26 protein-coding genes, 1 tRNA gene and 2 pseudogenes are annotated in these 21,756 nt (G+C 65.1%); 19 read left to right on the top strand and 10 right to left on the bottom strand.

The window, feature by feature from the left end; translation table 11 throughout:
* The first annotated feature begins 59 nt into the window (after positions 1-59).
* The 9 genes from JOE31_RS19300 (at position 60) to JOE31_RS21760 (ending at position 5,912) form a co-directional block, all read left to right on the top strand.
* Positions 60-467 carry a hypothetical protein gene (locus JOE31_RS19300; protein WP_209747332.1) on the top strand — a complete coding sequence of 136 codons (408 nt, stop codon included), beginning with the start codon at positions 60-62 and terminating at the stop codon, positions 465-467.
* A 200-nt stretch (positions 468-667) separates the two neighbouring features.
* Entirely contained in the window at positions 668-850 is a 183-nt protein-coding gene (locus JOE31_RS21985; protein ID WP_374100865.1) for a three-helix bundle dimerization domain-containing protein, read from the top strand.
* The gene (gene pnuC, locus JOE31_RS19295; protein ID WP_209747330.1) at positions 847-1,515 is read left to right on the top strand and encodes a nicotinamide riboside transporter PnuC; all 669 of its coding nucleotides are present in this window, start codon (positions 847-849) and stop codon (positions 1,513-1,515) included. Before JOE31_RS21985 ends, pnuC begins: the two co-directional genes overlap by 4 nt.
* Before the next feature lies 1 nt (position 1,516).
* Positions 1,517-2,626, top strand: a complete 1,110-nt coding sequence (locus JOE31_RS19290) for an AAA family ATPase (protein WP_209747328.1) — start codon at positions 1,517-1,519, stop codon at positions 2,624-2,626.
* A complete protein-coding gene (locus JOE31_RS19285; RefSeq protein WP_209747326.1) occupies positions 2,623-3,369 on the top strand; it encodes an NUDIX domain-containing protein in 747 nt (248 codons plus the stop codon). The genes JOE31_RS19290 and JOE31_RS19285 overlap by 4 nt, the downstream gene beginning before the upstream one ends.
* 260 nt (positions 3,370-3,629) lie before the next feature.
* Positions 3,630-4,220, top strand: coding sequence for a hypothetical protein (locus JOE31_RS19280; RefSeq protein ID WP_209747324.1), 591 nt, complete (start codon positions 3,630-3,632; stop codon positions 4,218-4,220).
* Positions 4,220-4,855 (top strand): hypothetical protein, encoded by a 636-nt coding sequence (locus JOE31_RS19275; protein WP_209747322.1) that lies wholly within the window; start codon positions 4,220-4,222, stop codon positions 4,853-4,855. Before JOE31_RS19280 ends, JOE31_RS19275 begins: the two co-directional genes overlap by 1 nt.
* A 104-nt stretch (positions 4,856-4,959) precedes the next feature.
* The gene (locus JOE31_RS19270; protein ID WP_209747320.1) at positions 4,960-5,688 is read left to right on the top strand and encodes a PspA/IM30 family protein; all 729 of its coding nucleotides are present in this window, start codon (positions 4,960-4,962) and stop codon (positions 5,686-5,688) included.
* Positions 5,689-5,720: 32 nt separating this feature from the next.
* A complete protein-coding gene (locus JOE31_RS21760; RefSeq protein WP_209747318.1) occupies positions 5,721-5,912 on the top strand; it encodes a helix-turn-helix domain-containing protein in 192 nt (63 codons plus the stop codon).
* A 222-nt stretch (positions 5,913-6,134) separates the two neighbouring features.
* Here the strand turns inward: JOE31_RS21760 and JOE31_RS19260 are convergent, their stop codons facing one another.
* The 4 genes and pseudogenes from JOE31_RS19260 to JOE31_RS19250 all read right to left on the bottom strand — a co-directional run bounded on the left by JOE31_RS19260 (position 6,135) and on the right by JOE31_RS19250 (position 7,682).
* On the bottom strand, positions 6,135-6,602 hold the full coding sequence (locus tag JOE31_RS19260) for a peptidase inhibitor family I36 protein (RefSeq protein WP_209747316.1): 468 nt from the start codon (positions 6,600-6,602) through the stop codon (positions 6,135-6,137).
* 155 nt (positions 6,603-6,757) lie between these two features.
* Positions 6,758-6,892 (bottom strand): annotated as a pseudogene (locus JOE31_RS21980) (IS481 family transposase); the annotation flags it as partial.
* A gap of 66 nt (positions 6,893-6,958) precedes the next feature.
* Positions 6,959-7,261 (bottom strand): annotated as a pseudogene (locus tag JOE31_RS21975) (helix-turn-helix domain-containing protein); the annotation flags it as partial.
* 348 nt (positions 7,262-7,609) lie between these two features.
* Positions 7,610-7,682: transfer RNA gene (locus tag JOE31_RS19250), tRNA-Thr, on the bottom strand.
* 237 nt (positions 7,683-7,919) lie between these two features.
* On the opposite strand from JOE31_RS19250, the gene JOE31_RS19245 reads away from it, so the two are divergent.
* Positions 7,920-8,687 (top strand): HAD family hydrolase, encoded by a 768-nt coding sequence (locus JOE31_RS19245; protein ID WP_209747312.1) that lies wholly within the window; start codon positions 7,920-7,922, stop codon positions 8,685-8,687.
* A 30-nt stretch (positions 8,688-8,717) separates the two neighbouring features.
* Here JOE31_RS19245 and JOE31_RS19240 read toward each other — a convergent pair whose 3' ends face one another.
* The 3 genes from JOE31_RS19240 to tmk are packed head-to-tail and all read right to left on the bottom strand — an operon-like array spanning position 8,718 to position 12,162.
* Positions 8,718-10,292, bottom strand: a complete 1,575-nt coding sequence (locus JOE31_RS19240) for an alpha/beta hydrolase (protein WP_209747310.1) — start codon at positions 10,290-10,292, stop codon at positions 8,718-8,720.
* 50 nt (positions 10,293-10,342) lie between these two features.
* On the bottom strand, positions 10,343-11,485 hold the full coding sequence (locus JOE31_RS19235; protein WP_209747308.1) for a DNA polymerase III subunit delta': 1,143 nt from the start codon (positions 11,483-11,485) through the stop codon (positions 10,343-10,345).
* On the bottom strand, positions 11,482-12,162 hold the full coding sequence (tmk, locus tag JOE31_RS19230) for a dTMP kinase (protein ID WP_209747306.1): 681 nt from the start codon (positions 12,160-12,162) through the stop codon (positions 11,482-11,484). Before tmk ends, JOE31_RS19235 begins: the two co-directional genes overlap by 4 nt.
* A gap of 89 nt (positions 12,163-12,251) precedes the next feature.
* On the opposite strand from tmk, the gene JOE31_RS19225 reads away from it, so the two are divergent.
* Together JOE31_RS19225 and JOE31_RS19220 are read left to right on the top strand one after the other, a co-directional pair.
* Positions 12,252-13,436 (top strand): PLP-dependent aspartate aminotransferase family protein, encoded by a 1,185-nt coding sequence (locus tag JOE31_RS19225; protein ID WP_209747304.1) that lies wholly within the window; start codon positions 12,252-12,254, stop codon positions 13,434-13,436.
* 9 nt (positions 13,437-13,445) lie between these two features.
* Positions 13,446-13,799, top strand: coding sequence for a DUF2516 family protein (locus tag JOE31_RS19220; RefSeq protein ID WP_209747302.1), 354 nt, complete (start codon positions 13,446-13,448; stop codon positions 13,797-13,799).
* Positions 13,800-13,824: 25 nt separating this feature from the next.
* Here the strand turns inward: JOE31_RS19220 and JOE31_RS19215 are convergent, their stop codons facing one another.
* The gene (locus JOE31_RS19215; RefSeq protein ID WP_374100864.1) at positions 13,825-14,685 is read right to left on the bottom strand and encodes a class I SAM-dependent methyltransferase; all 861 of its coding nucleotides are present in this window, start codon (positions 14,683-14,685) and stop codon (positions 13,825-13,827) included.
* A 101-nt stretch (positions 14,686-14,786) separates the two neighbouring features.
* On the opposite strand from JOE31_RS19215, the gene JOE31_RS19210 reads away from it, so the two are divergent.
* Complete coding sequence (locus tag JOE31_RS19210; RefSeq protein WP_209747301.1) at positions 14,787-15,533, top strand: phosphoglyceromutase; 747 nt, start codon at positions 14,787-14,789, stop codon at positions 15,531-15,533.
* Between the two features lie 133 nt (positions 15,534-15,666).
* Here JOE31_RS19210 and phoU read toward each other — a convergent pair whose 3' ends face one another.
* Positions 15,667-16,329: a phosphate signaling complex protein PhoU gene (phoU, locus tag JOE31_RS19205; RefSeq protein ID WP_209747299.1), complete on the bottom strand. Its 663-nt coding sequence runs from the start codon at positions 16,327-16,329 to the stop codon at positions 15,667-15,669.
* A gap of 206 nt (positions 16,330-16,535) precedes the next feature.
* On the opposite strand from phoU, the gene JOE31_RS19200 reads away from it, so the two are divergent.
* Complete coding sequence (locus JOE31_RS19200; protein WP_209748638.1) at positions 16,536-17,756, top strand: cell wall metabolism sensor histidine kinase WalK; 1,221 nt, start codon at positions 16,536-16,538, stop codon at positions 17,754-17,756.
* Complete coding sequence (locus JOE31_RS19195; protein ID WP_011690590.1) at positions 17,753-18,433, top strand: response regulator transcription factor; 681 nt, start codon at positions 17,753-17,755, stop codon at positions 18,431-18,433. Before JOE31_RS19200 ends, JOE31_RS19195 begins: the two co-directional genes overlap by 4 nt.
* A gap of 106 nt (positions 18,434-18,539) precedes the next feature.
* Here JOE31_RS19195 and JOE31_RS19190 read toward each other — a convergent pair whose 3' ends face one another.
* Complete coding sequence (locus JOE31_RS19190; protein ID WP_209748636.1) at positions 18,540-19,076, bottom strand: hypothetical protein; 537 nt, start codon at positions 19,074-19,076, stop codon at positions 18,540-18,542.
* Positions 19,077-19,427: 351 nt separating this feature from the next.
* Between JOE31_RS19190 and JOE31_RS19185 the strand changes: the two genes are divergently transcribed.
* From JOE31_RS19185 to JOE31_RS19170, 4 genes are all read left to right on the top strand, one after another.
* Complete coding sequence (locus JOE31_RS19185) at positions 19,428-19,910, top strand: CarD family transcriptional regulator (protein ID WP_011690592.1); 483 nt, start codon at positions 19,428-19,430, stop codon at positions 19,908-19,910.
* 112 nt (positions 19,911-20,022) lie between these two features.
* Complete coding sequence (gene ispD, locus JOE31_RS19180; RefSeq protein WP_245199271.1) at positions 20,023-20,844, top strand: 2-C-methyl-D-erythritol 4-phosphate cytidylyltransferase; 822 nt, start codon at positions 20,023-20,025, stop codon at positions 20,842-20,844.
* Positions 20,845-20,846: 2 nt separating this feature from the next.
* A complete protein-coding gene (gene ispF, locus JOE31_RS19175) occupies positions 20,847-21,341 on the top strand; it encodes a 2-C-methyl-D-erythritol 2,4-cyclodiphosphate synthase (RefSeq protein ID WP_209747297.1) in 495 nt (164 codons plus the stop codon).
* A gap of 68 nt (positions 21,342-21,409) precedes the next feature.
* The gene (locus tag JOE31_RS19170) at positions 21,410-21,736 is read left to right on the top strand and encodes a hypothetical protein (RefSeq protein ID WP_209747295.1); all 327 of its coding nucleotides are present in this window, start codon (positions 21,410-21,412) and stop codon (positions 21,734-21,736) included.
* Positions 21,737-21,756: the final 20 nt, after the last annotated feature.

Here is a 21,756-nt window from a genome sequence, read left to right as displayed (position 1 = left end):
TGCTTTTGCCGGTCGCTTTTGCCGGTCGCCGTTGACCGACCAGCGGATAAGATCACAGGGTGACGAACTCACCGAGTGGCGAACGCTACGTTGTCCGCCGGTGGTGGAGGAGCCGGGCGTTGCCGTGGGCGGCGTTGGTCGGAGTCTCCATCATCATGACGGGCATTTCCCTGGAACGGACAATGTTGTTCGCCTACGAACCGGTACCCGAGTTTGTAGAGCGGCTGCGAGTCGGCAGGCTGTTCATGCTCGCAGGATCGGCTGCCTCCATTGCCGCGGCCGTCTGGTCCCAGATCCGGCAGTATCCGCTCTGGGTAACGCTCTGCGTTGCGGCACCGGTGGCGCTGGTGGGCCTGGCCACGATGATCACCACGCCGCCATCGTTCGTGCCGCAGATCTTTGGCCTGTTCGCCCTCCCGGCAGCACTGGCAGGGCTCATCGGAGGGGTCACCTTCAAACGCCGGTGACGGGGCGAAACGTCTTCCGGCGCTCTGCTCAGCCCACCTCATTTCAGACCAAGCTCGACGAAAGCACCGGGCCCTGCTGAGCATGCAGTGCGGACTGCCATCAAGATTCTCGCCGTCCACGGACCATTCACCGACCAGACCCTCAGCACTCACAAGCCGACAACGCCCAGGGTTGTCGCCCGCCAACGCTGCGCGTCCGGGTGGCCAGCCAGCGGAGCCGGCAGGTGTGGGTTACGCCACCGTGCACTGGATACCGGAAGGTCCGGGACTTCGTTCCTGTCCTTGTCGAGCATGCCGCACGCCCCGGAGATTGTTATCACAATGACAATAATGCTGCTAGGGTGGATATTGTCAGCTTGATAACAATGATGGGAGCGACATGAATGCCCTGCTCGACTGGATGAACTCCGCAGCCATCCCCAACCTCCTCGGCAACCCCGTGAGCTGGATCGAGATCATCGGTTTCGTCACCGGCGCCGCCTGCGTCTACGGCGTCGCCCGGCAGAAACTGTGGAACTGGCCCATAGGCATCCTGAACAACCTGGCGTTCATCGTCCTGTTCTTGGGCGCCGGCCTCTACGGCGAAACCGTTCTGCAGATCATCTTCGCCGCCGTCGCCATCTACGGCTGGTACAACTGGATCCGTGGCAACGCCGCCACCGACGGCACGAACGACCTTCCCATCCGGGATGCCAACCCCAAGGAGATGATCCTCGGACTGGGCGCCACCGTGGCAGGTACGGCCGGGGTCGCCATGATCCTCACCCACGGCACCGACTCTGTAGTGCCCTGGCCGGACGCATTCGCCTTGACCGCCTCCCTGGTCGCCACGTACGGGCAGGCGAAGAAGATCTTTCAGCACTGGTACGTGTGGATCATTATCGACGTTGTCTCCATTCCGCTGTACTTCAGCCGCGGCCTGACGCTCACGGCAATCCTCTACATCGGCTTCCTCGCCCTCTGCATCTACGGCCTCATTGACTGGAAGCGCACACGCACCCTGGAAGCCCCGGCCGCCTCTCCCGAGCCTGTCACGGCAGGAGCCTGAGATGTACAAGAACTCCATGGTCATCGGCAAGTTCTACCCGCCGCACGCCGGCCACGCCCACCTGATCAACACCGCCGCCGCACAGTCCGAGAACGTCTCGGTCCTGGTCCTGGGAAACCGCTTCGAGTCCATCACCGTCGCCGACCGGACCACATGGCTGGCGGCCGAGTTCGAGGACATCGCCGGAGTGCACGTTATCGGGATGCCCAACGACTGCCCGGAAGACTACAACTCCGAGGAGATCTGGAAGGCGCAGAGCGAACTGATGCGCCTGGCCCTGAAGACCCGCGGGGTGACAGAAGTCGAGGCGGTGTTCAGCTCCGAAGAATACGGGGCCCAGCTCGCCCAGGCGTTCGGTGCCGAGCACGTCCTCGTGGACCAGTCACGGACCACCTTCCCGATCAGCGGGACGCTCTGCCGGGATGACCTCGGGTCCGCCTGGCCCTACATTATCGGCCCTGCCCGGCAGGGCCTGGCCACCCGGATCATCCTCGTCGGCGCCGAATCCAGCGGTACCAGCACCTTGGTCAAGGCGCTCACCGAGCACTACCGGCCACGGTTTCCCGGGATCACAGATGTCCCCGAATACGGCCGCGACTACACGTACGAAAAGTTCGACGCCCTGCGCGCAAAGATGCCGGAAGCCGTCCTTGAGGACATGGTCTGGAATGAGCAGGACTTTGGCCGCATCGCGACCCGGCAGAATGAGATGGAGAACGCCGCGGCTGATGCCTGTCCGCTGGTTATCGCCGACACCGACTCACTGGCCACCACCCTCTGGGAACGGTTCTACATCGGCGAACGCAGCTACGGTTCCTACCTCGCCGCCAGCAACCTGCCGCCCCGGGACCTGTACCTGATCACCGATCACGAAGGTGTGGAATTCGAAGACGACGGTTGGCGCGAAGGCGAACACCGCCGGGCCGAAATGACCGAATGGTTCAAGGAGGCCCTGACCGCAGAAGGCCACTCCTGGATCCTGGTCAGCGGCGACCACGAACGCCGCAAGCAGACCGCCGTCGAGATCATCGAGCTCATCCTCATGCAACGGAGCAAATTCACCTCGCCTCCCTGGGCTACCCGCACCGTCCTGGAAGGAGCAGCGGTATGAGCCGCAACTCAAAGGCCGAGAAGGAGTTCCTGGACAGCTACAAGCCCAAGGACTACCCCTCGATCGCACTGACGGCCGACCTGGTGGTCTTCGCGGTATCCGGGGGAGTGCTGCACACCGCCCTCGTCCGCCGCGGCGGCCACCCGTTCAAAGGCGCGCTGGCGCTTCCCGGCGGATTCGTCGGCCCCCACGAATCCGCTGAACAGGCCGCATACCGGGAGCTCGCCGAAGAAACCAGCCTGGATTTGGGGCAGCTGCCGGTGCACGTCGAGCAGCTGGCCACCTACACCAATCCGGACCGGGACCCCAGAATGCGGGTGGTCTCCGTGGCACATCTGGCATTACTGGCCACCGACGGCCAGGCCCTGCCGGAGATCTCCGCCGGCACCGACGCCTCATCCGCCGCCTGGCACCCGGTCCACGACGTGCTCGATAGCGGGAACCTCGCGTTCGACCACGCCGCCATCCTGCGCGACGGACTGAACCGGCTCGCCGGAAAAATGGAATACACCACCGTGGCCGCCCGGCTGCTGCCCGCCGAGTTCACCATGACCCAGCTCCGCACCGTCTACGACGCTGTGTGGAACACCACCCTGACAGCGGGGAACTTCACCCGCAAGATGATGCCCCAGCTCGAAGACACCGGCAGGAAGTCACAAGCGGCCACAGGCGCCCCGGCAGCCTTGTTCACCGCCACCGACCGGCACATCCACCCACCGCTGACCAAACCCAGGGCGGGATGATGCAGACGGTAACGTATCTTTGCCATCCTGACCGGCGCCACCATGACGCAGCCAGTGTCCGCTAGGCTGGCACTAGCCGGACGCGTCCAGCGAGATATTGGGTGAATCAGTGCGAATCGAGTTTTGGGGAGGGCTCTGCCTTGCCATCCTTCGTGAGCTGCCGCCGCCAGCCCCGCTCCTGCGCCGGTCGTGGCGCCGACACAGACGATAGAGGATGCTCTGGCTTTGGCTACCGGTCAGCGCTCGGACCAGTCCAACCCATGAAACGCAGAGAAGTCTGGGGGAGCGCCCTTATCGTCACAGCGGCTCTGTGCACCTGGGCAGACCTTGCCATCAGTGAGGCGTACGGGGCCGCCGCCCGGAAGGACCTGTTCCTCTACGTCGGCATCCCTGCGGACTCCGTCGCGTCCTGGTTCCTGATCGTGGCGCTCCTGTCTGGCGCCGTTGGATTATCTCTCCTGCTCGCGGCAATGACCGGCCGCATCACCAAAAGGGCACCACGGCGCATCATCGGCTGGACCATAGTGGCCGGGGCCGCGGCTGCCGTGCCGTGCGTCGGCCTGATCTTCATCTTCACGGCCCTGGGCGCATTCGGCATCGGGGACACCGTGAAGGTTACAGCCGCGGACGGGCAGTCCGTACTCATCAAACAGGACGGGTTCGACGGCGACAGCGTCGTCGTCTACACCGAGCACGACGAGTTCCACTACAAGCGGGCCAATAGCGCTCCTGAGCTTTCGGGCTGGCCGCGGGTCAAAGACCAGGACTGCCAGCTCGAATCCGCCGCGAACGTGCTGCAGTTGAGATGCGGAGTTAGGACAGTAACCATCCACCCAGAAGGCAACAGTTGATGACGCACATGCCTGCAAGGATGCAGCCGGCCCATCCCCTGGATTCCTGGCTCTCCCCGGACCTCGCCAGGGTCAGCCCGCCGAACGCCCCGTCCCGGCTCCGGCAACTGGCCGATGCCCAGGGAACCCTGGCGGCCGCCTGGAGCAGCGCGATCAGCGGCGGACCCGTCCTTGTCTTCACGGGCGGTTTCGTCTCAGTCCTGACCGGGAATACCGTCTGGGTGCTGGTTCTGGGCCTGATCGGCGCCGCTCTGACCGTCGCCGGGCTGCTGGCCTGGAAACGGGTCCGCGCCACCGTCCCCAGCACCGATACGGCCCTCATCACCCGAGGCCCCGGCAGCGCCCGCGGCGGCATCACCATGGTGGCCGTCCTGGCCGGCCTCACGGGCGCAGGCATGGCAGCAACCCTTCCTTCGGCCGAAGAGCGCGGCACCGTTGTTGCGCTGGTCGGTGCGTACCTGCTCCTCGTGGCCCTCCTGACGGCCTGCATTCTGGTCCCCTCGGCGGTGATGGGCCGGGCCCGCCAGTCCTTCCGCCGGCGGCTCCACACGGACCCGCACCTCCGGAGGGCTGTGGAGGGTGACCTGGCCACCTGGCGGGACCCGAACGGCAACGCCGGCTACGGTCCGCTCTAAGGATACGGAAGCTGGGATAGGCAGCCAGTGCCGGATCCCCGCAGCTGGTCCCCGGCCCTGCCGTACACATAGAATCCGAATTCCATTACCGATAGAAAGACACCGTGAAGCAGAGTATTTTCGCCCGCGTCGGCCAGCTCGCGAAGGCCAACATCAACGCCCTCCTGGATTCCGCGGAAGACCCGCAGAAGATGCTGGACCAAATGGTCCGGGACTACTCGGCGAACATCCGTGAGGCTGAGACTGCCGTCGCCCAGACCATCGGCAACCTTCGGATGGCCGAGGACGACCACGCCCGCGCCGTCAACGACGCCAACACCTGGGGTCACAAGGCGGTCGCCGCCTCCCGCAAAGCTGACGAGTTCCGGGCCGCCGGAAACGGCGTTGACGCCGACAAGTTCGACGCTCTCGCCAGGCTCGCTCTTCAGCGGCAGATGTCCGCCGAATCCACCGCCAAGGCCCAGGCGCCCGGCCTGGCCGCGCAGAACCAGGTCGTCGACCAGCTCAAGCACGGTCTGGACCAGATGAGGGGCAAGCTCGGGGAGCTGACCGCCAAACGAAACCAGCTGGTCAACCGGGCCAGGGTCGCCGCCGCGCAATCCCAGGTCAACGACGCCCTCAAGGCCCTGGACGCCGGCGACCCGACGTCGGCCATCGGCCGGTACGAAGAGAATATCCGCCGCCAGGAGGCTACGGTCCGTGGCCAGCAGGAACTCGCCGCCTCATCCTTGGAGGCCCAGTTCGCCTCTTTGGAAGACCTCGGGGAGCAGACCGAAGTGGAAGCCCGCCTCGCCGCGCTGAAGTCCATCGACCGTAAAGCCATCGAGTACTAGGGGGCGCCCACGTCCGCGCATAGGGGTGCCGGGTGACCGAGGAGCCCGTAAAGCGCCGCTTTCTGACGATCAAGCAGGCAGCCGAAGAGCTGAACGTGAAGACGAGCCTCATCCGGGGCCTGATAAAGACCGGGGAGCTGCGCGCCATCCAGGTCGGCGGCCGAGGTTCTTTTGGGCGACCCGCTGGGTTAAGGCCGGTCGTGCCTGCGACTACGCGGCAATAGGGGTGTCGTTATTCGTTTCTGTGCGGTTCGTGAGGATCGTTGGGCTGGCTTCGGTACGTTCCCCCAGTCAACATGAAGGCCGGCACTCACATGACGGGTGCCGGCCTTCCGTGTGTTTTTCTGGTGGCTCAATTTCTAGTGAACCCAGGTGTTGCGGTTGGTGCGCAGGTTTTGGCATTGCCCTGGGAGGAGGCGGCATTGCCGCCTCGGTGCAGTGTTGGGCTAAGCCCAGGACTGGTCCCGTTGGATGCATTCCGCCCCGCCATCAGACCCCCATAAAAAGATCGAAGAAATGTCGTTTTTAGCGTTGATGGCGGACAGGTTCACACGCGAGCCAGGGGGCAGGACGCCAGACCCACCTCTGTAATCGCAGTTGGCGTCTTTGTACCAGTAGAGGTGTTTGCCGGTGTTATTGATCACTGATGCGGCGTTGTTGTTGACCTGGACGCCCCATCCGTTCCGGCCAGCCGGGCCATCTGTGAACAGTTCGTTGCCCAGGCCTGCGTCGCTGTAGGCGTAGTCGGCCCGTGCGCCCTGGAAATCGGAATTGAAGTAGAAGCACACCCGTTTTGATGGGCACGCTGTACCTGTACCTGAAGCGTTGGCAGCGGGCGCGCCCGCAAGAAATGCGCTGGCCCCCAGAGCCAGAACGGCTCCGGCAGTAGCTGTTTTATGCTTCGTGAGTTTCATGATGTTCCCCAGTCACTTTTGCTAACGGACCTGTCATCCGGGTGCCCAACGGAGGCGCCTCCATCATTCTCTGGCATCCCTGTCTCTTGCAGCCATGGGGACATCTGCCCTAACCCTGCGTGGCTGGTCCGCGACGCCACGTTCAGCCTTCTGCGTCCGTTGGCTGCCACGACGGCCGCGGCCCTGGTGAGGAACCCGGCGCAGGTCGGGCCTTTCTCGTCGGGCAGTACCTCGGCGTAAGCGAGCCGGGTGTAGTCATCGACAGCGACGTGCACGTAGTCGAAGCCGACCTTTTGGGGCGATTTGCGGTGGTTGGCTCGGCTTGGCCCCTCGCGGTGCTCCACACGCTGAGTCAGGACCTCGGCAACGATGTTTGCCGGGGTGGCGTGCGGGCATGATTTTGGCCTGGAGCTGCGATCTTGAAGACCGTCCCAACCATGGGCCCGGTACCGGCTGATCCAGCGGTGGGCGCAGGTCCGGGAGATGCCCATTTCCTTGGCCACATGCGCAATCGGACGGCCGCCCAAAACGCGTTCGACGAGGATCCGCCTTCCGGTCGGGCGCCAGGCGGCGGCTCCGCCTCGAACGACCAGATAGCCCCGCCCCGGTAGACGGTGATCTCGCCTGACGTCTTCCACCGACAAACCGATGACGGCCATCCCGCAACGCTTGCGAAGAATCGAGCCCCTCCACGATGCGCTTCGAACCCGCTTCGTCCGCAGCCGAAGCCAACGTAATCTGCTCCGGGAGGTGCCTGAGTTCTCAAGCAGGGCCCTCTGCCCATTCGGCTGGCGTCGTGTCCCTAATCATGGGCTCACAGTGGCGCCGGATCCGGCAGCATGTCCTTGATGCGCGGCTAGAATCGCCCCACATTTGAAGATGGAAATCGGATGGAGGGAGACCAAAGTGTGCCATAAGTATGCCCTGGACCTACGCGAGGACTTCGGCTTAACCAGCGAAAAACCCCGGAAACCCCTAGATTTAGGGGCTGTCCGGGGTTTATCCCGAGCTTCCTATCAGAATCGAACTGATGACCTTTTCATTACGAGTGAAACGCTCTACCGACTGAGCTAAGGAAGCACCGCATGAAATTCCCGGAAGAACCGGGCGGATCATGCAAGAGACAACTGTAATAGAGTCCCTTGCCCGGGTCAAAATGAGCGGATCAGGCGCCCGCAGAATGGCCGTGGCGGACGTTGTCTGGATGTTCACCCGGCGGTCGGGGCGGGTTCAGCAACGGGTCCCGAAGGGCCCGCACTGTGGAACGACCAAATGCGGCCGCGTCGGCGGGCGCTTCTCAGCGAAGGGGCTTGGGCCATGACTCCGGACACAGCAGACACATCCGCACGGCACGCAGCCTCCGCGCTGGACCCCACGCTGCCGTGGGCCGCCCGGGATGGCCGGCAGGAAGTCCGGCTGGCCGTGCTGGCGATGGTGGGAACAACAGTTTTCGACGGCGGCCTGTTGGAGCGTGCCATGACCCGCACCCTTACCGACCAGGGCGTAGCGGAAGGATCTGTGCAGTTTGAGCGCATGCTTCGGTACGCCAGGGACACCTCGGGGATGTCAAAACTCGCCGTGTTCAACCACCTGTTCGAGGAGCGGTCGAGGGCCGCGGCAGCGAACACCTTCTTTGAGCGCAGCTGCGATGAACTGATAGCCGACGGCATCATCCGGGCGGTTCCCGGCGCCGAGGACGCCATTGGCTGGCTGCGCGAAGCAGGCATCATGGTCTGCCTTGCCACCGGGTTCGGCCGCCACACGCAGAACATGGTGCTGGAGAGCCTTGGCTGGATGGGACTGGCAGACCTGAGCCTCTGCCCCGCCGACGCAGGGCGGGGCAGGCCCTATCCGGACATGATCCTGACGGCCGTCCTGGCGCTGGACCTGGACGACGTCCGGAGGGTTGCCGTCGTGGGTGACAGCTGCGCGGACATCGAATCGGGACTGCGCGCCGGCGCCACCACTGTGGCCGGGGTCCTTACCGGGGCGCACCGGGAGCCGGCGCTGCGCGCGGCGGGTGCCACCGCCGTCGTGCAGTCCATCTGTGACGTGCCGCAGCTGCTGGCGCGACGTTCCGCGTAGCCCGTTACGCCAGGGCGGCAGGCACCCGGCCTAGCACTGCGTGTTGTCCGCGGGGGCCTCGCCGGTCAGGAAGTAGCCGTCCACGGCATCGGTGACGCAGCTGTTCGAGCGGCCGTAAGCGGTGTGCCCTTCGCCTTTCCATGTCACCAGGGAAGCGTTGCCCAGCTGCTTGCGGAGAGCGCCGGCCCATTCCACCGGGGTCGCGGGATCACCGGTGGTGCCCACCACCACAATGGGTGCCGAGCCCGGGTACTCCACGGGTGCCGGCGTGCGGATGCTCTTATAGGGCCAGTCCTGGCAGTTGGTGCCGCCGTACGCGAAGAAGTAGCCCAGGGTGGGGGATTCCTGCCGCAGCTTCTGCTCTTCTGCCCGCATGGCGGCGGGGTCCGTCACCATGGGGTAGTCAAGGCAGTTGATGGCGTTGAAGGCGAAGGCGCTGTTGGACGTGTACTTGCCGCTCGGATCGCGGTCCGCGCCGAAGTCGGCGAGCCGCAGCATCGGTGAGGGATCGCCCTTGAGGGCCGCGTCCAGCGCCTGGGTGAGCAGGGGCCAGTTGTCGTCGTTGTAGAGCGGGAGGATCAGGCCGCTGACGAAGGCGGACCCGGTGACCAGCCTGCCGTCCTGGGCGCGCTGCGGGTTGGCGTCCACGGCCTGCACCACGTCACGGATCTGCTGGACACCGCTGTCCACGGTGCCGCTCAGGGGGCAGTCTTTGTCCCCGAGGCACTTCTGCACGTAGGCGCGGATTGCCTTCTCAAAGGCTCGGGCCTGGCCGCTGGTGAGCTCCTCGTTGCTGAGCGAAGGGTCCAGCGCTCCGTCAAGCACCATGCGGCCCACGTTGTCCGGGAACAGGGAAGCGTAGGTGGAACCCAGGAAGGTGCCGTAGGAGTAGCCCAGGTAGTTCAGTTTGGTGTCGTTGACCACGGCCCGCAGGATGTCCAGGTCCTTGGCGGCGCTGACGGTGTCCACGTGCGCCAGCACCGGGCCGGTCTTTTCGGCGCACTTGGCCGCAGTTGCCTTGTTGTCGGCGAGGGCGGCCGCCAGGCCTGCGTCCGAGCTGAGGTCGTAGTTCTTTGCGCGGGATTCGTCGCGTTCCTGGTCAGTGAGGCAGGTGACGGGGGATGACCGCTTCACGCCGCGGGGGTCGAAGCCCACCAGATCGTACTTGGCGCGCACTTCACTGGAAATGTTCGTCGCGCCGGCATCCTTGACGAAGTCGTAGCCGGAGCCGCCCGGGCCGCCGGGGTTGACCAGCAGGCTGCCGGTCTTTTTGCCTGTTGCCTTCATTTTGAGGACCGCGATCTCGATGCTGTCGCCCTCGGGCTTGCTGTAGTCCACGGGCACCTTGATTTTGGCGCACTCGAGCTTGTCCTCGCAGGACGTCCAAGAGACCTCTTGGGAGTAGAAGCTCCGGAGCTCTTCAGGAGCCGCCTCGGCGATGGAAGGGTCGGCCTTGCCTGTGCTCCCGCCGGCTGATCCGCCGTCGGACTGGCCCAACAGGGTGCAGCCCGTCAACGCGAGCAATACGGCCAGGGTGCCAGCAGCTGCCTTGGCCGCGGTCGATCCGGACCGGGACCGTAGGGGCAGACGTCGGGCAGGCTTCATGCAGGGCTCCTTGAGGGACTTGGCGTGGACTCGGGGGACATGCGGCGGCACTAGATCAGGCTCGCGGCCATGGATTCAATGGCCAGCAGGGGCGCAACGTTGGTGGTGGTGATCCGCTGCCGGGCCTTGTTGATCGCATCCATGCGGGCCAGTGTTGCCTCCGGACCTGAACGGGCGGCAAACTCAGCCAGCTCGCTCTTGAGTTCAACGTTCACCAGTTCCACGGCGTTCCCCATCTGGATGATCAGCACGTCACGGTAGAACGAGAGCAGGTCCGTGAGCGTCCGATCAAGCGAATCGGTGATGGAGCGCTTCGCGCGCCGCTTCTGGTCATCCTCCAGCTGTTTGATCTGGCTTCTCATGGCCGGCGGCAGGGTGCCGCTCTCCGGAGCGCCGAGCGTGGCCAGGAGCGCTGCCTTTTCTTCGGCGTCGCGCACTTCGTTGGAGCTGTTGGCTTCCTCGGTGGCGATTTTCACCAGCTTTTCGGCCATCAGGACCGCTGCGGTGATGCCCCGCAGTCCCAGCGGGAAACGGACGGTTTCCATGCGCCGTTCGCGGGCGTCGGCGTCGCGGGCGAGGCGGCGGGCAATGCCGACGTGGCTTTGCGCCGCGCGGGCGGCGCGCTCGGCGAGAGCCGGATCCACGCCGTCGCGCCTCACCAGCAGAGCCGCGACGTCGGCGGCCGGTGGGAGCCGCAGCGCCACCGGCCGGCAGCGGGAACGGATGGTGACCAGGACGTCCGCCGGGGACGGCGCACACAGCATCCATACGGTGCGGGGAGTGGGCTCTTCGATGGCCTTGAGCAGCACATTCGTGGTCCGTTCCGCCATGCGGTCGGCGTCTTCCACAACGATGATCCGCCACCGTCCGGATGAGGGCCGGTTTCCGGCGGTCGAGACCAGTTCCCGGGCTTCGTCAATGGTGATGGTGACTTTTTCGGTGCGGACGAACGCCACATCCGAATGAGTTTCCCCAAGGATGGTCAGGCAGGCCGCGCATTCGCCGCAGCCGCGCCTGGTCACGTCCTCCTGGTCGCAGTTGAGGGCGGCGGCAAAGGCCTTGGCGGCGTTGGACCTGCCGGATCCGGGCGGGCCGGTGAACAGCCAGGCGTGGGTCAGGCCTTCGCCCTGCGCGGCCTGGCGGAGCTGGGCGACGACGGCGGGTTGGCCCTGCAGGTCATCCCAGACGGTCACGGGGCCACGCCTTCTGTGCTGACCTGCCTGGAAAGCTGCCGGGACCCTATCAGCGAGTCCACCCGTGCCAGGATGAGCCCGGCAATCTCGGCGACCGGCAGGTGGGCCGGAAGCACCAGGTAGTGCTCGGGGCGGTCGGCGGCGAGGTCCAGGAAAGCGGTGCGGATCTTGGCGTGGAATTCGTCGGCTTCTGATTCCATCCGGTCTTCGGCGGCGTCGCCCGCGGTCCGGCGGAGGCGGCCGAGATCGGGGTCGACGTCGAGCAGCACGGTGAGGTCCGGCTGCAGGCCGGAGGTGGCCCATTCGTTCAGGTCCCGCACCGCCGCGGTTCCGAGGTCCCGTCCTGCGCCCTGGTAGGCCACCGAGGAGTCGATGTAACGGTCGGTGAGGACGATCTCGCCGCGCTCGAGGGCGGGGAGGATGACCTGGTCCGCGTGGGCAGCGCGGGACGCGGCAAAGATCAGGGCTTCGGTGCGGGCATCGATGTGGCCGTGGCCGTGGTCCAGCACCAGGGACCGCAGCTTTTCGCCGATCGGCGTGCCGCCCGGTTCACGCGTGCGCAGCACCCGGAAGCCGCGCGAATCAAGGGCCCCGGCCAGTGCTGCGGCCTGCGTGGACTTGCCTGCGCCGTCGCCGCCTTCGAAGGCAATGAACAGTCCGGGGTTCTGGGTAGTCACATGACCAGCCTACCGACAATCACCGACACCGTAGGTGCCGGACCGTAACGCCTTTCCTGCGTTGTGGGCCTCCCACGTACTCTGTGACCATGAGTCTTTCCGAACAGCAGGCTGCCGCGCTGTCGGCTGAAACGGTGGTTGTGGCCGCCGGCCGCCCGCCCCGCAAACGCGATGCGCCAGTCAACCCGCCCATCGTCCTGTCCTCCACTTATTTCGGGACCGGACCGCTCGCAGACGGCGACCGCGGCTACGGGCGTTATTCCAACCCCACCTGGGACCCGTTGGAAGAAGCACTGGGCCAGCTGGAGGGGGCGTCCCTCCCAGGGCTGCTGTACGCCTCCGGACTGGCCGCCGTCAGCTCGGCACTGTCCCTGATCCCCGCAGGGGGAGTGCTGGTGATGCCCTCGCACAGCTACGCCGGTTCATTGGTGATGGCAACGGAACTCGCGGAGAAGGGATTGTTCGAACTTCGCACCGTGGACATCGCGGACACCGACGCCGTGAAGGCACTGCTGGCTCCGGCGGAGGGCAAGCCCGCCAGCATGCTGTGGCTGGAAAGCCCCACCAACCCGATGCTCGGCATCGCGGACATCCGGGCCCTGACCGCCGCAGCCCACGCGGCAGGTGCCATTGTTGTCACCGACAACACCTTTTCCACGCCCCTGGTCCAGCAGCCGCTGAGCCTGGGGTCCGACGTCGTCCTCCACTCCGTGACCAAATACCTGGCCGGGCATTCCGACGTCGTCCTCGGCGCCCTGGTGACCTCCGACGCTGCGATCCGTGCGACGCTGCTGCACCACCGCATCATCCACGGCGGCATCGCCGGACCGTTCGAGGCCTGGCTTGCACTGCGCGGGCTGCGGACCCTGGCGCTGCGCATCGAGCGTTCGCAGGCGTCGGCGGCCGTCCTTGCCGGGCGGCTGAGCAACCATCCCCGGATCGAGAGCATCCGGTTCCCGGGGCTGGAAACGGATCCCGGACACGAACGCGCCAAGTCGCAGATGAAGGGCTTCGGTTCCATCCTGTGCGTGCAGATCGCCCCTGCCGGCGGCCTCAACGGGGCCGACGCTGCGGACAAGCTGGTCCGCGCCCTGCACCTGTGGCTGCCCGCCACCTCGCTGGGCGGGGTTGAATCCCTGATTGAACGACGACGCCGCCATACGGCCGAGCCGGTCAGCGTGCCGGACAACCTGGTCCGCCTGAGCGTCGGGATTGAAAACGTTGAAGACCTCTGGGCCGATTTGGAGCAGGCCTTGGACACGTTGGGCGGCTAGGCTGGGGACGTGGACGGAAAACTGTTGATTCTCTTCGTCGAGACCTGGGTGTATTTCATCCTTGCGCTCGTGGCTTTTGGTCTTGAAGTATGGGCGTTCTTTGATTGCCTGCGCCACAAGGCGAACGCCTTTGAGGCTGTTTCCAAGCGGACCAAGACGTTCTGGCTGGCATTGACCGGCGGTGCTGTGGCCATTGGCGGCCTTTCGCTCTTCGGCGGCGGAGGCGGCGGTTTCGGCACCCTGGGCCTGTTCGGGCTCGCGGCGGTCACCGCAGCCTCCGTGTACCTCGCTGACGTGCGACCCGCAGTGAAGGACGCCGGCCGCGGCGGCAGCCGCAACATGGGCCCCTACGGCCCCTGGTAGCAAACGGCCGTGTAACGAGATAACCCTAGGCGGGCGCCACAGCGTCCCAACCCACCGTTAACTCGCCAAGCCGCCAACGGGCCGGTCCATCCTGGACCGGCCAGCCGCCGTCGAGCATTGAACGGCACATGGCGGTCCACCGTTGCCTGTTCCCGAAAGCGGCCAGCGGCGCTGCGTCCAGCCAGGCCTTGTCCAGTGCTTGCAGGAAAGCATGTATTTTCTCCCCGGGCACGTTCCGGTGGATCAGGGCCTTCGGCAGCCGCTCGGCAATCTCCGAGGGCAGTGCGAAGCCGCCGAAGCGCATGGAGATGCTCAGGCTCAGTGGCCCGCCGGCGTCCAGCGCCACCCACGTCACACGCCGTCCAATCTCGTCGCAGGTGCCGTCGATGAACAGCCCGCCGGGGCCGAGCCGGCCCCGGACCAGTGCCCAGATGGCCTCAACGTCCGCTTCCTCGTACTGCCGGAGGACGTTGAACGCCCGGACTATCACCGGGCGCCCGGGCACGGGAATCTCGAATCCGCCTACGTGGAAGCTCAGCCCGTCCCGTTCCAGGGCTTTGGCCGCCCGGACCCGCGCCGGCTCGATTTCTATCCCGGCCAAACGGACATCAGTGCGCACGGTGGACAAACGCTCGAACAGTTCGACGGCGGTGGCCGGCGAGGCGCCGTACCCGAGGTCGATGACGAGCGGATCAGCTGCCCGTCGCAGTCGCCAGGCCTGCGTCCCCGTGAGCCACCGGTCCAGGCGCCGCATCCGGTTGGGGTTGGTGGTGCCGCGGGTGACGTTGCCCACCGGTCTGCCGCCTCTGCCGACGGCGCCACCGCCTCCGCCCCTGGTTCCGCTCCCGGTCCGGGCGGCGGCCACCCGTTCAGCTTTCTGCACCACCGGACAAGCCTAACGGTCCCGCCCCCGGCGTCCCGCCCCGGTTACGCCCACCCGATGTAACGCTCGGCGGTGCCGCAGTCTGCTCGGCTAGGATGAAAACCATGACTTACAAGCTGATTCTGCTGCGCCACGGCCACAGCGAATGGAACGCCAAGAACCTGTTCACCGGCTGGGTGGATGTTGACCTCAACGACCAGGGCCGCGAGGAAGCGGCTCGCGGCGGTGAGCTCCTGGTCGAGAACAATGTTCTCCCGGACGTCCTCTACACCTCCCTCCTGAAGCGGGCCATCAACACGGCAAACATCGCCCTGGACAAGGCCGACCGCGGCTGGATTCCGGTCAAGCGCGACTGGCGCCTGAACGAACGCCACTACGGCGCCCTGCAGGGCAAGGACAAGGCCCAGACGCTGGCCGAATACGGTGAAGAGCAGTTCATGGAGTGGCGCCGTTCCTACGACACCCCGCCGCCGCCCCTGGACGACGACAGCGAGTTCTCCCAGGCGCACGACCCCCGCTACGCAGACCTCGGCGAAGCCCTCCCGCGCACCGAATGCCTGAAGGACGTCCTCATCCGCCTGATGCCCTACTGGGAATCGGACATCAAGGAAGACCTCAAGGCCGGGAAGACCGTCCTGGTCACCGCGCACGGCAACTCCCTGCGCGCCCTCGTCAAGCACCTCGACGGCATCAGTGACGAAGCTATCGCCGGACTGAACATCCCCACCGGAATCCCGCTGGTCTACGACCTCGACGAGGACTTCAAGCCGCTGAACCCCGGCGGCACCTACCTCGACCCCGAGGCCGCTGCCGAGTCCATCAAGGCAGTCGCGAACCAGGGTAAGAAGTAAGCGAACGACGGCGGGCCGGTCACCTCAGGTGACCGGCCCGCCGTCGTTATTTCCCCGTACCGGAGTTTTTGTCCAGATAATGGCACCAAAGCGCCCGCCAAAGGCCGTTATCTGGACAAAAACTCGGAGCCGGTCAGCTGATTTCGGTGCTGTGCGGGTGCCACGCGCCCGTGACCAGGTAGGTGACTTTCTGGGCGACGGAAACGCCGTGGTCCGCGAAGCGTTCAAAGTAGCGGCTGGCAAGGGCAACGTCCACCGTGGTGGCCGGCGACTCGTTCCAGTCGCTGCGGGCGATGGCCTTGAAGACGCTCAGGTGGAGGTCGTTGACGGTAGCGTTCGCCTTGAGGATGTCGCGGGCAACTTCGAGGTCGCGTGTTTCCAGGAGTTGTGTGAGCTTGTCCGCGATCAGCTGGTCCTGCTCGGCGAAGCTCTTGAAGGTATCGGCGAGCTGCGGCGGAATCACGTTGGCCGGGTAACGGAGCCGCGCGAGCTGGGCGATGTGCCGGGCGAGGTCTCCCATGCGCTCCAGCGAGGCACTCATCCGCAGGGAACCCACGATCATCCGAAGGTCGCTGGCAACGGGTCCCTGGAGAGCCAGGATGTCGATGGCCCGCTCGTCCAGGCTGTTCTGCAGGAAGTCGATCCTGGCATCAGCGGCGATGACATCCTGGGCGAGGTCGACGTCAGCCCCCTCGAAGGCAGTCGTGGCCTTGGCGATGGCCTCACTGACCAGCTTTGAAATCTCAACGAGCTGCTCGCCCACCTGTGTGAGCTCCTCCTGAAAAACCTTGCGCACTACGCGTCCTTTCCTTGGAAATCCGTGCCCCCACCGCAGTGGCAGCCGGATTTCGTGTCACCGCTCTGCAGTCCAACTAATAACTCTGCCAGCGTCCGGTGAACTGTTACGCACCTATAGGTGAACGTTAGCTGAACCCGGAGGCGAAACCCATCAGATTCGCTTCCGGCGCCCGGGGCAGAGCATAAGCTGGAGCCGTGGATCCTATGCTCATCGGTGTCATCGCAGGCCTCATCGGTCTGTCATTCGGCATCTTTGGCGTGCTCGCCTTCCGGGTCAGCGAACAGCAGCGCAAACTGGTGGATGTTGAATTCGACGAACCGGCGCTGCCGCCCGGCGCCGCGGAGGTGCTCGCCGTCGTCGGCCGTGCCTTTGTGGTGGTGGACGCGATCGACGGTGTGGTGCGGGCAAGTCCGGCGGCATACGCCTTTGGCCTCGTCCGCGGACACACGGTGGTCCACAAGCAGCTCCTCGATATGACGGCGAGGGTGCGGCGAGACGGTGTGATCCTCGAGAAGCAGTTCGAACTGCCTCGCGGTCCGTTGGGGCAGGGGACCATCATCGTCCAGCTCCGGGCGGCCATGCTCGGTGAGGAATACATCCTGCTGCTGGCGGACGACCGGACCGAGATCACCCGCACCGAGGAGATCCGCAACGACTTCGTGGCCAACGTCTCCCACGAGCTCAAAACTCCGGTCGGCGCCATTTCACTGCTGGCAGAGGCCCTTGAGTCATCAGCAGACGACGAAGAAGCCGTCCGCCGCTTTGCCAAGCGCATGCAGAAGGAATCGACACGGCTTGCTGCGCTGGTGCAGGACATCATTGAGCTTTCCCGGCTGCAGGGCGCCAATGTGGCACAGCAGGGGCACCCCGTGGACATCAATTCCGTCATCACCGAGGCCGTGGACCGTTCGCAGCTGCCGGCCGAGACCAAGAATATTTCCATCGTGGTCGGCGGCCATGTGGACGCCATGGTTTATGGAGACCAGGACCTGCTCGTCACGGCGCTGCGAAACCTGATCGACAACGCCATCCGCTATTCGCCGGAGAACACACGGGTGGGGATCGGCGTGCGCGCCAAGGAAGGCCTGATCTCCATTTCCGTCACCGACCAGGGTGACGGCCTGAGCCCGGAGGACCAGGAGCGGGTCTTTGAGCGCTTCTACCGCGTGGACGCCGCGAGGTCGCGGCAGACCGGCGGTACCGGCCTGGGCCTGAGCATCGTGAAGCACGTTATTTCCAACCACGGCGGCGAAGTGACACTGTGGTCGCAGCCCGGCCAGGGGTCCACTTTCACCATCAGGCTTCCAGAGATGGAGGGGCAGGACGACGGCGACGCCTCCGCGGCGCCGGCACCGGCCGCCCGCAGCACCTCACCCCACAGTGACGACGCCACCGGCGTCCATGAGCAAGGAGCCAGCGCTTGAGCAGGATTCTCATAGTCGAGGACGAGGAGTCGTTCAGCGACCCGCTGTCCTACCTTTTGGGCAAGGAAGGATTCGAGGTGGAGGTCGTGGACAACGGCCTGGACGCCATCACGGAGTTCGACCGCAACGGCGCTGACCTGGTGCTCCTGGACCTCCAGCTGCCCGGCCAGTCCGGCACGGAAGTGTGCCGGCAGCTGCGCCAGCGCTCCTCGGTCCCTGTCATCATGCTGACCGCCAAAGACGCTGAAATCGACAAGGTTGTGGGGCTGGAACTCGGGGCTGACGACTACGTCACGAAACCGTATTCATCCCGGGAACTCGTTGCCCGCGTCAGGGCGGTCCTCCGCCGGCAGGGCGAGCCGGAAGAGCTCATCACCAATACGGTCCAGGCGGGCCCCGTCAGGATGGACGTCGAACGCCACGTGGTGAGCGTGGACGGCGAACAGGTATCGCTGCCGCTGAAGGAATTCGAACTGCTGGAGATGCTGCTGCGCAATTCAGGCCGCGTGCTGACCCGCGGCCAGCTGATCGACAGGGTCTGGGGATCCGACTATGTCGGCGACACCAAGACCCTGGACGTCCACGTCAAAAGGCTGCGCAGCAAGATCGAGCCGGATCCGTCAGCCCCGAGGTACCTCGTGACGGTCCGCGGCCTCGGCTACAAGTTCGAGCCCTAGGCGCATCGGCCCAGGGTGTGCCGGTCGGCGAAACCGGCACGGCAAAACCGGACAACAAAAAGGAGGGCTCCCGCGCGGCGGGAGCCCTCCTTTCCGGTGTTGCGGGCTAGTGGCTTTCGCTGCTCGTGGGAGTCGGCGTAGCGGTTTCCGAGGGGGTGGGCTCGCTGCCTTCCGGCAGGTACTCCTTGTACTCGGGCAGCGTGGCGTCCAGGACGGGCACCTTGACCTTGGCGGTCTGGTTGGTGCCGTCCTCGGAGATCGTGACCTCGGACAGGGAACCCGGGATGGCTCCCGTGGTGCTGAGGATCGCCGGATCCGTGGATTCGTTGAGCAGGGTGTAGGAGTTCTGCTTCACAGACACCTGCGTCTGTGAACCGCGTGCACCGTTGATAGTCAGCTTTACGTCGCTGGACGAGGAGTTGTAAACGGCACCGACCACGCGTCCCGGCTTGTCCTCGCCGGAGGAAACGATCATGAAGTTACGGAGCTGGAGGGGGCCGAGATCTTCCCTGGTGCCGTCCGACGCCGAGTACTGCTCAGAAGTTTGCTGCGGGTTGATGTAGCCGCAGCCGGTCACGGTCAGCAGGCCGATGGCAAGTGCTGCCGTTGCCATTGCCAGCTTGCCGCGCTGGCCCCGGTTCATCGCAGTGAAACGCACGTCACGCACTCCTTGAGAGTCTTGAAACATTATTCAGCCATAGCCTATCCTCAAACGGTCTCAAACAAGGATTCGGGCCGTACACATTAGCGACCGGAAACCCGTCCCGCCTGACCGCTCCGTACCCCGTCGACTGCGCCGCAACCCTGGCCGTCGGCTGCCTCCCGCTGCCCTTGGCACACCCCTCCCGATGCACTAATATCTGCATCCGTCAAGGGGTTGGAGGGGGTTGATTGGCCCCATTTTCCTTGTATTTACTGGGTTCGAGGCCCCGATCCGTGCCAGTTGTATGCCTGAATCGTGATAAACTGGTCTGCGGGAAAGGGGAAAGTCCACATGGTTTTTGAGGTCGGCGAGACAGTAGTTTACCCTCACCACGGTGCAGCAAAAATTGAAGAAATCAAGATGCGCACCATCAAGGGCGAAGAGAAAATGTATCTCAAGCTCAAGGTGGCCCAGGGTGATCTGACCATTGAAGTTCCAGCAGAGAACGTTGACCTTGTTGGGGTTCGCGATGTAGTGGGCAAAGAAGGTTTGGAGCATGTCTTTGACGTGCTGCGGGCCGAGTTCACTGAAGAGCCTACCAACTGGTCGCGTCGTTACAAGGCAAATCTGGAGAAGCTTGCTTCCGGGGACGTCATCAAGGTGGCAGAGGTCGTTCGCGACCTGTGGCGCCGTGATCACGACCGCGGCCTTTCCGCAGGTGAGAAGCGTATGCTGGCCAAGGCCCGCCAGATTCTGATTTCAGAACTGGCGCTGGCTGAAAAGACGGATGAAGAGAAGGCTGCAAGCGTTCTCGACGAAGTCTTGGCTTCCTAAGAATTGAACCCCGGTGGCTCACCAGCCGCCGGGGTTTCTTTTTGCCCTTTTTTGGGCGAATCCCGGAATTTTGCCCCGCCCGGGGAGGGTTTGGCCACGTAGTGTTGTGCCCATGAGTGCACGAGAACCTTCCGCCGGATCCGGGCCGGAATCCGGGGACCACGGTCCCCGCCCCGTCGTAGCAGTTGTGCTGGTCGCGGCCGGATCGGGCCAGCGGCTGGGTTACGGCATGCCCAAGGCGAGGGTCCCCCTCGGCGGGGAGCCCATCCTGATGCATGCCCTGCGCGGGATAGTTACCTCTGGCGTCGCGCAGCAGGTGTGCATTGCGCTGCCGCCGGGCGACGGCGCCCTCCGGAAGATGTGCGATGACTTCAAGGGCGAACTTGCCGACGGCGGCCCGTTGCTGACGATCGTGGACGGCGGTGCGACGCGCACTGAATCGGTCCGTTCGGCCTTGGCGGCACTGGAAGAGGGGACCCAGGCGGTGCTGGTCCACGACGCCGCTCGTGCCCTGACGCCGGAGTCCGTCTTCCACCGCGTGGTCGACTCCCTGGCGGCCGGCGCGTTGGCAGTCATTCCCGTGATCCCCGTAGTGGATACCGTCAAGACCGTCGAAGCAACGAGTGATGAGGACGCCCGCATTGCGCCGGAGGTGGTGGTGGGCACGGCGCCGCGGGAGAAACTGCGCGCAGTGCAGACCCCGCAGGGATTCGACCTTGGCACGTTGATGAAGGCGCACCGGGAGGCAGCCGGTTTCGACGAAGCCCAGGCCGCCGCCATAACGGATGACGCCATGCTGGTGGAACGCCTGGGTGTCCCCGTCCATGCTGTCCGCGGCGCCAGCCAGTCGCTGAAGATCACCACTCCCTTGGACCTCATCATTGCCGAAGGCCTGCTGGAAGGCCCGCTGGGCGCACGATGGGTGGAGGGCTGAACATGGCACCTCCCCTCATTCCGAGGACCGGCATCGGCATCGACGTTCATGCTTTTGCCTCGCCGGACAACCCGCGGGCGCTCTGGCTGGGCGGGCTCCTGTGGGAAGGCGAGCAGGGCCTGGCCGGACACTCCGACGGGGATCCCGTGGCCCACGCCGCGGCAGATGCACTGTTTTCGGCCGCGGGGATCGGGGACCTGGGCACGCATTTCGGCACGGACCGTCCGGAGTTCGCGGGTGCCTCCGGCGTCACCCTCCTTGCCGAGGCGGCCCGTATTGTCCGGGCGGAAGGGTTCGAGATCGGCAACATTGCGGTGCAGTTCGTCGGCAACAGACCCAAATTCGGCCCGCGCCGGGAGGAGTCCCAGGCGGTCCTGAGCGCAGCGGCGGGTGCCGCCGTCAGCGTCAGCGCCACCACCAGCGACGGCCTTGGCTTCACCGGCCGCGGGGAGGGCATTTCCGCCCTGGCCACCGCACTGGTGTACCGGGCGGGCTGAACCGGGTCCCGCGTTTCGCCTAGGCTTAAGGAAGCCATTCCTCTGCCGAACATTCCAGGAGACCCCTCGTGAAGAAGCCGCTTGCCGCCGTCGTACTCGTTGCCGGGATGCTGCTGAGCGGCTGCGGCACTCCGAAGATGAGCGTTGAGGAAAGCTGCAGGTTCCTTAACGGGGACACCTTTGTCCCCAACGGAAACCAGCAGCAGCAGGCTGACCAGATCGCCAAGCATTACCAGGAAGTGGCGGACAAGGTAGCTCCCGAGGTCGCCGAGCCCATCCAGAAAATGGCGGACATCATGAAGAAGGTCGCCGAAACCTCACTGGGCACCAAAAGCTCCGAACAGACTGCGCAGCTGAGCGAGCAGAACAACAAGATCGGCGAAGTCTGCAAATAGCGCTTGACGGGCACTGCCGC

The sequence above is a fragment of the Arthrobacter sp. PvP023 genome (assembly GCF_017832975.1).
Taxonomy (GTDB): domain Bacteria; phylum Actinomycetota; class Actinomycetes; order Actinomycetales; family Micrococcaceae; genus Arthrobacter.
This window is presented reverse-complemented; position numbering and strand designations above follow the sequence as displayed.

Bases quoted from the DNA above. Each gene is read 5' to 3' on its own strand.
- JOE31_RS19210 (WP_209747301.1), top strand. From the start codon at position 14,787: ATGACTTACAAGCTGATTCTGCTGCGCCACGGCCACAGCGAATGGAAC.
- JOE31_RS19260 (WP_209747316.1), bottom strand. From the start codon at position 6,602: ATGAAACTCACGAAGCATAAAACAGCTACTGCCGGAGCCGTTCTGGCT.
- JOE31_RS19285 (WP_209747326.1), top strand. From the start codon at position 2,623: ATGAGCCGCAACTCAAAGGCCGAGAAGGAGTTCCTGGACAGCTACAAG.
- JOE31_RS19200 (WP_209748638.1), top strand. From the start codon at position 16,536: ATGCTCATCGGTGTCATCGCAGGCCTCATCGGTCTGTCATTCGGCATC.
- ispD (WP_245199271.1), top strand. From the start codon at position 20,023: ATGAGTGCACGAGAACCTTCCGCCGGATCCGGGCCGGAATCCGGGGAC.
- JOE31_RS19290 (WP_209747328.1), top strand. From the start codon at position 1,517: ATGTACAAGAACTCCATGGTCATCGGCAAGTTCTACCCGCCGCACGCC.
- JOE31_RS19190 (WP_209748636.1), bottom strand. From the start codon at position 19,076: ATGAACCGGGGCCAGCGCGGCAAGCTGGCAATGGCAACGGCAGCACTT.
- JOE31_RS19225 (WP_209747304.1), top strand. From the start codon at position 12,252: ATGAGTCTTTCCGAACAGCAGGCTGCCGCGCTGTCGGCTGAAACGGTG.
- JOE31_RS19185 (WP_011690592.1), top strand. From the start codon at position 19,428: ATGGTTTTTGAGGTCGGCGAGACAGTAGTTTACCCTCACCACGGTGCA.
- JOE31_RS19240 (WP_209747310.1), bottom strand. From the start codon at position 10,292: ATGAAGCCTGCCCGACGTCTGCCCCTACGGTCCCGGTCCGGATCGACC.
- JOE31_RS19245 (WP_209747312.1), top strand. From the start codon at position 7,920: ATGACTCCGGACACAGCAGACACATCCGCACGGCACGCAGCCTCCGCG.
- pnuC (WP_209747330.1), top strand. From the start codon at position 847: ATGAATGCCCTGCTCGACTGGATGAACTCCGCAGCCATCCCCAACCTC.
- JOE31_RS19275 (WP_209747322.1), top strand. From the start codon at position 4,220: ATGACGCACATGCCTGCAAGGATGCAGCCGGCCCATCCCCTGGATTCC.
- ispF (WP_209747297.1), top strand. From the start codon at position 20,847: ATGGCACCTCCCCTCATTCCGAGGACCGGCATCGGCATCGACGTTCAT.
- JOE31_RS19280 (WP_209747324.1), top strand. From the start codon at position 3,630: ATGAAACGCAGAGAAGTCTGGGGGAGCGCCCTTATCGTCACAGCGGCT.